The organism is Niastella koreensis GR20-10, from assembly GCF_000246855.1.
In the GTDB taxonomy this organism is placed as follows: Bacteria; Bacteroidota; Bacteroidia; order Chitinophagales; family Chitinophagaceae; genus Niastella; species Niastella koreensis.
The window spans coordinates 5,095,674-5,108,218 of the sequence record NC_016609.1; the positions used below are offsets into that span (position 1 = coordinate 5,095,674).

At 46.1% G+C, this 12,545-nt stretch carries 9 protein-coding genes; 5 read left to right on the forward strand and 4 right to left on the reverse strand.

All coding sequences use genetic code 11. The features are described 5' to 3' along the window. Positions 1-16: 16 nt before the first annotated feature. Positions 17-601: a WG repeat-containing protein gene (locus NIAKO_RS19895; RefSeq protein WP_081195852.1), complete on the forward strand. Its 585-nt coding sequence runs from the start codon at positions 17-19 to the stop codon at positions 599-601. Positions 602-667: 66 nt separating this feature from the next. Beyond that, entirely contained in the window at positions 668-2,806 is a 2,139-nt protein-coding gene (locus NIAKO_RS19900) for a S9 family peptidase (protein WP_107685555.1), read from the forward strand. Between the two features lie 297 nt (positions 2,807-3,103). Here the strand turns inward: NIAKO_RS19900 and NIAKO_RS19905 are convergent, their stop codons facing one another. Continuing rightward, positions 3,104-4,126, reverse strand: a complete 1,023-nt coding sequence (locus NIAKO_RS19905; RefSeq protein WP_014220246.1) for a proline iminopeptidase-family hydrolase — start codon at positions 4,124-4,126, stop codon at positions 3,104-3,106. A 144-nt stretch (positions 4,127-4,270) separates the two neighbouring features. Here NIAKO_RS19905 and NIAKO_RS19910 point away from each other — a divergent pair, with 144 nt between their 5' ends. Next, a complete protein-coding gene (locus tag NIAKO_RS19910) occupies positions 4,271-4,483 on the forward strand; it encodes a hypothetical protein (RefSeq protein ID WP_014220247.1) in 213 nt (70 codons plus the stop codon). Positions 4,484-4,546: 63 nt separating this feature from the next. Here the strand turns inward: NIAKO_RS19910 and NIAKO_RS19915 are convergent, their stop codons facing one another. Next, on the reverse strand, positions 4,547-5,368 hold the full coding sequence (locus NIAKO_RS19915; protein ID WP_014220248.1) for a hypothetical protein: 822 nt from the start codon (positions 5,366-5,368) through the stop codon (positions 4,547-4,549). Between the two features lie 248 nt (positions 5,369-5,616). Between NIAKO_RS19915 and NIAKO_RS19920 the strand changes: the two genes are divergently transcribed. Both NIAKO_RS19920 and NIAKO_RS19925 read left to right on the forward strand, forming a co-directional pair. Further along, positions 5,617-6,249, forward strand: a complete 633-nt coding sequence (locus tag NIAKO_RS19920; protein WP_014220249.1) for an ABC transporter ATP-binding protein — start codon at positions 5,617-5,619, stop codon at positions 6,247-6,249. Further along, complete coding sequence (locus NIAKO_RS19925; RefSeq protein ID WP_014220250.1) at positions 6,246-7,379, forward strand: hypothetical protein; 1,134 nt, start codon at positions 6,246-6,248, stop codon at positions 7,377-7,379. Before NIAKO_RS19920 ends, NIAKO_RS19925 begins: the two co-directional genes overlap by 4 nt. A gap of 1 nt (position 7,380) precedes the next feature. Here the strand turns inward: NIAKO_RS19925 and NIAKO_RS19930 are convergent, their stop codons facing one another. After that, complete coding sequence (locus NIAKO_RS19930) at positions 7,381-9,777, reverse strand: ABC transporter permease (RefSeq protein ID WP_014220251.1); 2,397 nt, start codon at positions 9,775-9,777, stop codon at positions 7,381-7,383. Positions 9,778-9,996: 219 nt separating this feature from the next. After that, a complete protein-coding gene (locus NIAKO_RS19940) occupies positions 9,997-12,537 on the reverse strand; it encodes a zinc-dependent metalloprotease (protein ID WP_014220252.1) in 2,541 nt (846 codons plus the stop codon). Positions 12,538-12,545: the final 8 nt, after the last annotated feature.

The following is a 12,545-nucleotide window of genomic DNA, read 5'->3' on the forward strand; positions in this document are numbered from 1 at the left end:
ACTTCAAGCACGTTTTATGAAAACACAACTCTTACTCTTAAGCTTTCTGGCCATGAGTGTATACACCCTTGGCCAGTCCTGGGTAAAAAAATATGACCGTATCGATGGCAGCAATGACGGCCTTGCCCTGGTAAAAAAAGATGGCAAATTCGGCTTTGTAAATGAACAGGGAAAACTGATAGTACCCCTGATCTACGATGAGGCGACGGCATTCTCCGAAGAAAAAGGCGCTGTAGCAGTAGGCGATAAATGGGGCTTTGTTGACAAAAACGGCAAAGAGATAGTAAAACCACAATTTCATGATGTATACTCTTTTCACGAAGGAATGGCAGTGGTAGGCAATGACGATGACTATGGCTTTATTGACTCTACCGGTAAAATAGCCATCCCCCTGCATTATATTTATGCAGGCAGCTTTAGTGATGGCATTGCCCCGGTTTGCAATAAAAAAGGATTGTGGGGCTATATTGATAAAAATGGTAAAGAAGTAATTCCGTTCCGCTACCACTATGCTACTCCGTTTACCGATAGTGTTGGCAGGGTAGTACTGAATGGCATCCGGTATTATATTGATAAAGCCGGCAACATTGTGAAACAATAGGTGGTTGTTTTACGAACGGCTGCAATTGTGGCAACCAGAAGCAGTATATTCAATGAAATATTTCACATGAGAAATATCATTATATTGCTCCTGGTTGCTTTATTGGCAGCCTGTAAACAATCATCATCTACTATGAATACATATAAATGGCCGGCGGATGTTACACCTCCCAGGGCAGCAAAGGAGCCGAAAGAATTTATAGCACATGGCGATAAACGCATCGACGACTATTACTGGCTGAACCAGCGCGAAAATGCCAAAGTGATCGACTACCTGAATGCGGAGAATACTTATCTCGACACCATGATGAGCGGCACAAAAGACCTGCGGGAAAAGCTGTACAATGAAATGAAGGGCCGCATAAAAGAAAAAGACGAATCGGTACCGTATAAAGACAATGGCTATTGGTACTACTCCCGTTTTGAAGAAGGCAAACAATATCCCTACTACTGCCGCAAAAAAGAAAGCCTGGATGCGCCTGAAGAGATCATGCTCGACCAGAATCAACTCGCAGAAGGTTTTAAATACTACGCCATCGGTGGCACTGCCGTGAGTGATAATAACGAACTGCTGGCTTTTACCGTAGATTCTGTAAGCAGAAGGATCTATGGGCTGAAAGTCAAAAACCTGGTAACCGGCATTATCTACCCCGAAACAATTCCCAATATTGAAGACGATGTTTGCTGGGCGGCCGATAATAAAACCATCTTCTACGTGAAGAAAGACCTCACTACCCTGCTCGGCTACCAGATCTGGAGGCATGAGCTGGGCACCGACCCGGCCAAAGACGTAATGGTATACGAGGAAAAAGACAATCGCTTTTATATTGGCGTGTACCGAACCAAATCTAAAAAGTACGTAGGCATTTATTCCAACATGAACCAGGTATCTACCGAGTACCGGCTGCTGGATGCCGCCCACCCTGCCGGCGAATTCAAGATCTTTGAACCCCGCCGGGAAAACCTGCAATACAGTATTGAACACTTTAACGATAAGTTTTATGTACTTACCGACTGGGATGCCCCCAACTTCCGCCTGATGGAAACCCCGGAGACAAAAACGACAAAAGAACACTGGAAGGAAGTGATCCCGCACCGGAAAGATGTATACATCTCCAATATGGTGGTGTTTAAAAATCACCTGGTGCTGGGTGAAGTGAAAGATGCGTTGAACCAGTTGCGCGTTATCAATCAAACCGATCACAAAGACTATTACATCACCTTTCCTGAAGCTGTATACGCGGCCTTTTCATTTGTTAACCCCGACTACAACACCAACATCCTGCGACTCTCCTATACGTCAATGACCACGCCGCGTTCTATCTATGATTTTAACATGGATACGCAACAACGTGAGTTAAAAAAACAAACAGAAGTGCTGGGCGGTTTTAAACAGGAAGACTATGCAGCCGAACGCCAATGGGCCACTGCCCGGGATGGCGCCAAAGTGCCAATCTCGATAGTATATAAAAAGGGCATGAAGAAAGAAGGCCAGAACCCATTATTACTATATGCCTATGGCTCTTATGGCTACAGCATGCCACCTGCATTTAACAGCAACATCATCAGTTTGCTCGACCGTGGTTTTGTGTATGCCATTGCGCATGTACGGGGCGGACAGGAAATGGGCCGCACCTGGTACGACCAGGGCCACCTGTTTAACAAAAAGAATACTTTTTACGATTTTATCGACTGCGGTGAATTCCTCATCAAGGAAAACTATACTTCACCGGCACATCTGTACGCCAATGGCGGCAGCGCCGGCGGTTTGCTCATGGGAGGCATTGTCAACCTCCGCCCCGACCTCTGGCATGGTGTAGTGGCCGATGTGCCCTTTGTAGATGTGATAACTACTATGTCCGACCCAAGCATTCCACTCACTACCGGCGAGTACAAGGAATGGGGCAACCCGGCAGACAGTGCCGAATATTTTTACATGAAATCTTATTCGCCGTATGATAATGTTGAAAAGAAGGCATACCCCAATATGTTAATAACAACCGGTCTGCACGATTCGCAGGTGCAGTATTTTGAACCCGCCAAATGGGTGGCTAAAATGCGGGAACTGCACACCGGCAACAACAAGATCCTTTTCAAATGTAATATGGATGTAGGCCATGGCGGCGCGTCGGGCCGTTTCGATTACCTGAAGGACAAAGCATGGCAATATGCTTTCTTCCTGGCGCTGGAGAATAAGCTGGAATGAGTCGTTAACTTTTTCCGGCCGCCCTTTTCTCGGCTGTCAGAATTCTCTCGGCCCAGGAGATCCTTTCACCCAGCGGCTCCCGGGCGTATTGGTAGAAGGCAGTGGTTAGTAAGCGGGCTGCCCGCCATAGAAGAATTACCAGGATATCTTGAAAATACCTCGTATAATTTGTCAACAGCGTTTTTCAGTTCAGGGGTAATAGAAAGCAGCATAGTGCATCCAAAATAGCACAAAAAAAAGCTGTCCCAAAATTATAGTTGGGACAGCTCCTGTAATTACGTTATTACCAGATCTCACTTACTTTCCGGCATCAACATCTTTGATAAATTTGATCAACCCCGTCATATAGGTTTGCTGATCGTCGGCCATGCTCATGTGGCTTCCATTGGGACAATACAGGTAAGTACCTTTTTGTACCTGGGTACTCATCCACTTCATATGCTCCGGGTCCATGGTATCAAACTGACCACCGATTGTTAAGGTAGGCACCTTGATCTTTGGCAGATCGGCCTTGCGGTCCCATTTGGCGAGACGGCCGCTGATGCCAAATTCTGAAGGGCCCTGCATCATGGTGTAAATGGTCTCGTTAAGGTGTTTGAAAGAACGGTTCAAGGGCTCTGGCCACTCAGCCAGGCGGCAGATGTGTTTGTTATAATAATTTGTCCCAAGCAATTCCATGTACTTGGGATCGTTGGTTTTCTTACTCGCTTCCAGCTTATGAATAGTATCCAGCACTTTGGGGTCCATTTGTTTGGCCAGTACGCTGTCGGCATATTTACCATAGTCAGGAGCGCTCGACATCATGTTACTGATGATAAGTCCTTTCAGGTTATCCTGGTATTTCAATGCATACTCAAGGGCCAGAATGCCACCCCAGGAATGGCCTAACAGATAGAAATTGCTTTTATCGAGGTTCAATGCTTTCCGTACCTGCTCAACCTCTTCTACAAAGCGCTCCGTTGTCCATAAGCTGCTGTCAGTTGGCTGATCGGAATAGTAAGAACCCAGTTGATCGTATTCATAAAATTCAAAGCCCTGCTCCGGAAAAAAGCTTTCAAAGCATTCCATGTATTCATGCGTTGCTGCTGGTCCGCCATGTAACAGCAATACCTTAATGGTAGGATTGTTTCCAAAACGTTTTGTCCACACTTTGAAAGTACCCACAGGTGTTTGCACGGGGATCATTTTTATGCCGCCCATTTGCACGCCGGTATCGCCCGTATTGAAATAACTGGTAGCAGCAAGCGGTTGCTTTTCAGCAGGCGCCTGACAAGAATAAAGTACAATTGTAAACAGTAAAAAGAAAACAAAAATTCTCATGATTGGTAGTTTAAAGGAAAGATCGCCCAATTTACAAAGAGCATTGAATATTGCCGGGAAAATACCCAAGCACCACTTCATATTTTAAATGGATCGCATACCTCCAGGCCCTACATTTGCAGTATTATATAAAACTGAAATATCATGAGCGAATTAATCAATCAAATAGTTGAAAAAACAGGCGTTCCTGCAGACAAAGCGCAAATGGTTGTAGATGTGATCTCCAATTTTGTTAAACAGAAATTTCCCCAGTTCGGCGGCCAGATCGATTCGTTATTAGGCACCAGCGGCGGCGATTCAGGCAATGCCGGCGGAAGCAATCTCCTGGGTGACCTGGGTAGTAAGTTAGGCTTCTAAAAACATAATAAAAAAAGGTGTCCGCCAACTGGTGGACACCCTTTTTTATTTATATAACTGTTATTACAAACCTGCTATTGTAACATTTGAGATCAGCATATGTGTTGGGCTATAAAAATCCCCGCCGAATTTAAAAGTGCTGTACGTTCTGTTGCTTTCAAAGGCATGATTGATATCGTAAGTCTTTTCCTGGTTGATGTATACGCGTAATCGCTCACCTTCCTTTTTAAACGCCATGTGATTTATTTTAGCGCCTGCATTATAGGCGCTGCTGCTAACATGAGTATCCAGCTCTTTTGCTTTGTTTGTTACGTAGGCATTGCCGTCTGAGTAGATCCTGAATCCCAGGTAAGGATTAGATGGGTAACGGTCGAAATTGTGATCCAGCGCATCTTCAAAATCAACATACAGCGTATTGCCACCGCTACCGTCAATGATAAGGTCAAACTCTACGGTAAAATCTTTGGGAAGACCGCCTTTTATTTTGGGAATATAAAAACCATTGCTGGTAATGGAAAACCAGTTGCCCGGATACTGCTGCAGGGTAACCACTTCACCACTCGCATTGGTGAGCCATTTAATTGGGAAATTACCTTTTTTAGTAGAGTCAAAATGATCTATAAACAAAAGATTGTTCCCCGGTACAAAATCATACACGGTATTAATAGTAACGCTGTTACCGGTAGTGGTGGGCTTGGCAGCATCGCTGTCAGTTGACTTATTCCTGTTTTTCTTTTTAAATAGTCCACCCACTTTATCGATGGTGTTGTTCACCCTGTCGGCGGTGTTGCCTACCTGGTCAACGGTAGACTGTGCATGGCTGTAGAAAGGAGTGGCAGTTAATAATAAAGCCGGTAACGCAAAAACGATGTGCAATTTGAGCATAGGTTTTGTTTTAATGGAAAAAATAAATCTGCTTTATTAGGGTCCATTAGGAGGTTGCACAATCAGTCGATGCGCAGGATGATATGTTACACAGGCAAGTGGGTATTTTCATTGTTAACAAAATAAAAAAAGCAGCCTCACCTATTTGCAAACAGGGAAGCTGCCTTTTAACCCGGGATTTTTTTATCCTGCTGTAACATTTCCGGGGAAAGCGCTACTAATAAGCCGAATGAGCTAAAACAGCGCCCATGATCCATCTACAACAGGTTCAAAAACTGTACGACAGGAAGTTAATTCTGAACATTCCTGAATTCACCCTCGACAACGGCATTTACTGGATCTATGGACTGAATGGGACCGGTAAAACCACCTTCCTGAAAATCATGGCCGGCATGATCCCTTTTGAGGGTGATACCCATATCAATAAAGTAAGTTTAAAAAAGAATGGAGTCAGCTATCGGAAGCAGGTCAGTTATGCAGAAGCTGAACCGGTGTATCCCTCCTACATCGCCGGCCGCGACCTGGTTTCGTTTTACCAGCACAACAGAAAAGCCCCGCAGCAACAAATAAACAGGCTCATTGATTTTTCAGGCCTGGGAATCAATCTCAACAATCCAATTGGCACCTATTCAAGCGGCATGGTAAAACGGCTGTCATTGCTGCTGGCGTTTATTGGTCCTGTAGCATTGATCCTGCTGGATGAACCCCTGGCCACGCTCGATACGGACGCTGTTCATGCACTGCCGGATCTGATCAATGAATACCGGCAACAATTTGGCACCAGCTTTATTTTCAGTTCGCACCAACCCTTCTTATCGGAGTCGCTGGCTGTTGATAGAAATTTCTCCATTACTGATCATACAATCCAGCCCCTCGCATGAGCATCCAACGGTCATTGTTATTTAAATCACTGGTGGCGCCGTTTTACCGGCAGAACGCGGCGTTGTTATGTTTCGTGTATTATATAATGACCCTGGGCGTAGGCAGAGCCAACGGAGTTGGGATGCTGGAATATCATTACGCGTTGATCAGGGGAATGCTTACTGCCCCTTCTTTTTTAATAACGGTATTGGCCTTGTGGCTGGCCTATGCCATCAAGTGCGCCCAGTTTATTGCCAGCAGCCTGCACAAGCCGGCGTTCTCTTTCCTATATCAGTTATTATTAGTAGAACCAAAGAAGGTATACCGCCTGCTGCTGCAGGTACAGCTGATGTTGTTGTTGCCGGTTTTGTCGTACCTCATCTTCGTAATGGGTATTGGTTTTCACCAACACTGGTACCTGCCTGCTACTCTGGCATTGCTGTTCAATATAATCCTTTGTGTGAGCGGCGCGGGTTGGTACCTGTACCTTTTACAAAGACCCGGCGCTGTTCCTCTCCAGGTAAAATGGAAATGGCCATCCATCCTGAAGCGCAAATACTACGTTAGCTTTCTGCTGCGCTATGTGCTGGAGAAAGGCAAGATGTTGTTTCTTGTCACTAAATTATATAACTGTGCTGCATTGTATTTAATGCTGGCCGGTCGCGACCCATCCCGTCATTCCGATATTCGCATGATGGCCCTTTTCTTCAGCGCCGGTATGCTGGGCCATGGCATCCTGGTTCACCGGTTAAAGGAGTTAGAAAACAAGGGCATGTCATTTTATCGCGGACTACCGGTTTCAATAAGCCGCCGGTTTGCCCAGTATTGTTTATTTTATTGCTGTTTGTTTCTTCCCGAGGTCATCACCATTGCAGCCCGCACTCCCTCCTGTTTACTGTATGAGGAAGCGGGGTTCTTTATCTTCTTTGGCTTTGGCATTCTGTTATTGCTCAACAGTCTTCAGTTGTACAATTATCCCAACCTGAAGAGCTACCTGGTAAATGTAACCCAGCTGTTCTTTGCCGTTATCATAGCCATGGTATGCCGGCAACTGTATGCCCTTTCCATCATTTTCTTTGCGTTGGCGATCATCCTGTTCTTCTACCGGTATTACCGGTTCGAACCGCAGCAAAACCCGGATCTATTATAATCTATTCGGCTCTTAAACTCTTAACCGGATTGGCCACGGCGGTTTTGGCGCAATGCACGCTGATAAGGCTAAAGGCCAAAGCCGCTACTGCTGCCAGCACCAGTAAATAAGGAACGATACTTTGTTGTATACGGTAGGCAAAATTCTGTAAAAGATGCTCAGTGGCTATATATGCCAGCGGCCAGGCAATTACATTGGCAATGACAATAAGCCAGGCATATTCTTTCAAAAACAACATTATAATACTAATTGAATTGGCGCCTAACACCTTGCGCACTGCCACTTCTTTCATTCGTTTATTGAGCGTAAACGCCACCACACCCAATATGCCCAGCAATACTATTATCAGATTTAATACCGTGGCCACATCGGCGGCTGTTTTCAATTGCAGTTCCGATCTGTAAATGGCTTCAAACTTTTCATCCATGAAGCTATAGTCAAAAGGTGCATTGGGCGACATTTTTCGCCAGTGCGCCTTTACATCATCGAGGGTTTTGGCAAGATTAGTGGTGTTTAATTTTACCGCCAGGTAGCGGTAATTCTTCGTTATTTTAGGATGTGCAAAACCTACCGGCCCTATCTTGTCCTGCATGGAAGAAAAATTATAATCCCCTACAACGCCACCGATCGTTATAGGCCCAACAGGGCTTTCAATTTTTTGCCCCACTGCATTTTCACTCGTCAATCCCAACTCTTTTACAGCCGTCTCATTCAGTACTATGTCACCATTGGCAGGCGACAGGAACGTACCGGCCTTCATATGCATGCCAAACGTTTTTGCATAATCTTCGTCTGCCGTTGTAATGGGTAAATTCACCTGTTTGGTTTTATCGGTCCTTCCTGGCGGATAGAGGATGATCCTCCCAAACGGTGTTTTTTCCGGCACATCAAAAGTCAGGGTAACATGTTGAACCTGCGGCACCTGCAGCAGCTCCTGTTTAATAGCCTCCATCTTTAACACGCCTGCGGTGTCCCATTGTTTGGGAAAAGCCGTAATAACCAGCACCTGTTCTTTATTATATCCTAGGTCTTTGTTGAAAATATAGCGTACCTGTTTACTCAGGTTCAGCGCACAAATAAAGACCAGGATAGCCAATGAAAACTGCACCAGTAACAGCACGCGTTTTAACCCCAGTCCGCCTTTTGCTGCATCAATTTTTCCTTTTACTGCCTGTATCAGATTGGTGCTGCTTAGCACGAACGCAGGATATATCCCCGCCAGCAAACCGATCAGGAGCACCAGACCTGCTATCTGAAGGTATTCTTTGATCCCAAACATCCAAACGGGTTTCAGGGTAGCGTTCAGTACTTTTGAAAATACCGGGATAAGTAATTGATAAAAGAACAACGACACGATCGCTGCTATACTTGTAAGGATCATCGCCTCTAACAGGAATTGCAGTACTACCTGCTTCTTTACACTGCCAAAAGTTTTACGAAGTCCTATTTCTTTTAAGCGATAAGTAGAGGTGCCTATATTGATATTTACATAATTGATGATAACCATCAACAAAATAAACAGGGCTATGGTAGACAAAAGCGTCACCATCTTGTTAACAGCGCCATTGTTGTCTTTGAGATAATAATTTTTAACCGGTACCACATTGGCGTGAATGTTCTTCCAGATAAAATCCGACGAGTACTTTTTCATCAGCCTGTCCAACGCTGCATTCACCGCCTTCACCGTTACGTCCGGTTTCAACTCAATAAAGCTTACTTCGTTTACATTATCCCAACCTACGGCAGGATCGCCCATGCTGTAATACCGGTTACCGGTAGTGGGCACATAAACGCCATACACATCATTTATTAACTGGGTAACTGTATTGTAAGGTATATCTTTTAATACGGCACTCACTACATACTCCTGGGTAACCCCGGCTACCGTTGTTTGAATGCTAAGCGGTTTACCAATGGCATCGGGTGTACCAAACAACTTGCGGGCAAACTTTTCCGTGATCACCGCTGAATTATTACTGGTAAAAGCATGGCCTTTATCGCCATACAACAGGGGGAAACCATACATCGATACCAGTGTGGTATCACAGATGGCAATGTCTTCTTTAAAATGTTTATCGCCTGCCGACACCACATTGGTCACCGGGTTGAACCGGTAATAATTGGCCACCAGGTCGGGATATTCTTCTTTTATCGCTTTTGCCCAGGGCGAAAGCGCCACGATCTCCGATCCCATGTCCTTTTCCTTCCAGGCGGTTTTAATATAATACTGCCGGTCTGCATGGCGAAGGTTACTATTCACCCCTTCCTGACCCAGTACATAAATTCCAATGATCAGGGAAAAAGTGATCCCTATGGAAAGGCACAGGATATTGATGGCAGAAAACAGCTTGTGCTTTGTAAAATGGCGAAAAGCTATAACAAAATAGTTTCTGAGCATAGCGCTATTTGTATATATGAAGAATGCAGGCCTTCCTGCCAGCCTCAAGCCCTATGCCAGACTGCAACTGTTTACCGGTAAGCATTTGAAGGCGAAGATCATAGCGGCAGGTGTACGAAAACGAACAGTCATTGTCCGAAGCCGAACGCAAAAAAGCCCCGACATTGCTGCCGGGGCCCTTGTAGTTCTGGCTATACTTTATTTATTGTGACTAGAACTCTATTTGGGCATCTCCACTCCTTCTTTAAATACCCGGTCAATCCGGGCTACAATATCTTCCAGATGCGCTTTCGCAAGTCCGGTTTGAAAAGGGATCGCCTTTTTGATGTCGTTGCGCAATTCATGCAAATGCGCACGAACTACCCCAGACACATCATTCCTGGTTGGATCGGGATTTACATAATACTGGGTGCCGTTACCATTGTTGCGGCCTACAATTTCATTCACCGCCCTGAAGGCGTTGAAGGAAAGATCAACATACGAACGCTGCAGGTTACGGCGATTGATGTCGATCGGCTTGTTAGTATATAGTTCGTTCCAAACGCTTTTCTTCAGGTCGTTCAGGAACTCGCTAACGGTATACACTTTCTCGTTCTTGTAATCCACTTCGTTTTTCACCAGTCCATTCAAAATGCCTGAACCCAGCAAACGCGAGAGCGCGCTGTATTGCGCGGTACCAAAATAGATCTCCGCACTGTAACCGGTGAGTTTGAAAGTGGTATCGTTGGCCAGCCAGTCGGGCACATGAAACAGCCAGGTGTCCAGGAACTTCATGGCCGCTTTCTGTTTGCTATAGGGCACGAGCTCAAAAACGGGCCCGCTTTGCTCCACACTCTTCGGTGTGGTATAACGTCCGCCAATGCTTTTTAATACATGCATCATGTAAACATTATATTGACGGAAAAGCGCGTCGTTCACTGCCTGCAGTGCTTCGTAGCCTTCATTGGGTTTACGCGCCCAGGTGCTGAGCTTGGGCAGAATACGTTGCAGGTTCTTTAACCCGTAGGTACTGGCCGCAATGGCATCATCACCCAGGTCTTCACTTTGCGCACGCGGATCATTGGCATTGATCTCATAGCCAAAGAACAATTGTTTGTTGTGGTTCAGGCTGTCGATCACCAGTTTGTTCAGGTACGGCGTTTCCGCTTCGGCATTGTCAAATTGTGGTAACCAGCGGTAGCCCCATTGAATGGCCCATTTATCATACGCGCCAATGCGGGGGAAAATGCCTTTTTCTGTAATGCTGTCTTCTGGCTGCGCTACATAGTTAAAGCGGGCATAGTCCATAATGGAAGGCGTATGGCCGTTTGCTTCCACCCATTTTTTATCGCGCAGTTTTTCAACGGGAACAGTTGAGCTGGAACCAAAGTTGTGCATGAGCCCTAAGGTATGTCCTACTTCGTGGCTCGATACAAAACGGATCAGTTGCCCCATCAACTCGTCGTCAAATTTCATTTTGCGTGCTTTGGGGTCAATAGCGCCGGCCTGGATCATATACCAGTCGTGCACCAGCGACATAATGTTATGGTACCAGTTGATGTGCGTTTCGATGATCTCACCACTGCGGGGATCGTGCACATGCGGACCGCTCGCATTGGCGATTGACGATGGTTTGTACACGATCACATTGTGACGGGCATCGTCAATACTCCAGGTGCTGTCATCTTCCGGCGCGGGCAATGCCCTGATGGCGTTTTTAAAACCGGCCTGCTCAAATGCTTTTTGCCAGTCGTTCACGCCCGCTATCAAATAAGGCACCCATTTCTTTGGCGTGGCGGGATCTATATAATAAACGATGGGATTAGCTGGTTCTACCAGTTCACCATGTAAATATTTCTCGCGGTCTTCGGGTTTGGGTTCCAGGCGCCAGCGGGTAACATAGTACCGGTTGGCTACGCGTTGCGGTTCGGCATCGAAATCAATAACACCGCGTGCAAAGAAACCTACGCGTGCATCGTAATAACGGGGCTTCATGGGCACTTTGGGCAACAACACCAGCGAGCTGTTGATCTCGTAGGTAGTAGGCAGTGTACTGCCCGGCGCCGCCGGCAGGTACGTGCGCACCATCTTTACTTCCACGTTGATGGGAAATGCATTCAAACCCGATACATACGATTTATCGGTTTGTACGCCGCCTAACTTTAGCCCCGTTCTTGCGTCGGGACCAAAATGCACGATCTCATTTTCTGTTTGCAGAAAAGACGTTACATCCAGCACATAGGTTTTTCCGGCGCCTTTGTCGCCCCCAAATGCTTTTACGGGGAAAGTAGCCACAATGGGTTGCAGGCTTGAGTTCACTACTGCACGGTACATGCCATTCTCGGTGCTATCGTCGCTCTTGTCGCGAAACACCATCCGTTTCATAAAAATGCGGTTGAAGGGGCCCAACTCAAAACGGATCACATTCTCGTTGATCTCGTCACCGGCAAAGATCTGCGTATAGGGCCTTAAACCGGCCGGCGCTTTCGACACACGGTTCACCACCAGGATGTCGCGGTTCAACAGGCTGTCGGGTATTTCAAAGAAATACGTTTCGTCTATCTGGTGTACGCGGAATAACCCGTTTTTGGTGATCGCTTTTTTAGTGATCACCTCTTCGTAACGCTTCGGCGCTCCGGGCGTGGTATTCTTTGCAGAATCTACTTTTGGAATGCTGTCTTTCGCAGCTGCCGGCGGCGGTACAGCACCTTTCTTTTGCGCCAGTGAGAACAGGGGCACGCCCATCAACAAAGCGATGGGAATAAATTTCAGTTTATACATATCTGTTA

Excerpts from the sequence above, each read along its gene's own strand:
- NIAKO_RS19895 (WP_081195852.1), top strand. The coding sequence starts at position 17 with ATGAAAACACAACTCTTACTCTTAAGCTTTCTGGCCATGAGTGTATAC.
- NIAKO_RS19900 (WP_107685555.1), top strand. The coding sequence starts at position 668 with ATGAGAAATATCATTATATTGCTCCTGGTTGCTTTATTGGCAGCCTGT.
- NIAKO_RS19905 (WP_014220246.1), bottom strand. The coding sequence starts at position 4,126 with ATGAGAATTTTTGTTTTCTTTTTACTGTTTACAATTGTACTTTATTCT.
- NIAKO_RS19910 (WP_014220247.1), top strand. The coding sequence starts at position 4,271 with ATGAGCGAATTAATCAATCAAATAGTTGAAAAAACAGGCGTTCCTGCA.
- NIAKO_RS19915 (WP_014220248.1), bottom strand. The coding sequence starts at position 5,368 with ATGCTCAAATTGCACATCGTTTTTGCGTTACCGGCTTTATTATTAACT.
- NIAKO_RS19920 (WP_014220249.1), top strand. The coding sequence starts at position 5,617 with ATGATCCATCTACAACAGGTTCAAAAACTGTACGACAGGAAGTTAATT.
- NIAKO_RS19925 (WP_014220250.1), top strand. The coding sequence starts at position 6,246 with ATGAGCATCCAACGGTCATTGTTATTTAAATCACTGGTGGCGCCGTTT.
- NIAKO_RS19930 (WP_014220251.1), bottom strand. The coding sequence starts at position 9,777 with ATGCTCAGAAACTATTTTGTTATAGCTTTTCGCCATTTTACAAAGCAC.
- NIAKO_RS19940 (WP_014220252.1), bottom strand. The coding sequence starts at position 12,537 with ATGTATAAACTGAAATTTATTCCCATCGCTTTGTTGATGGGCGTGCCC.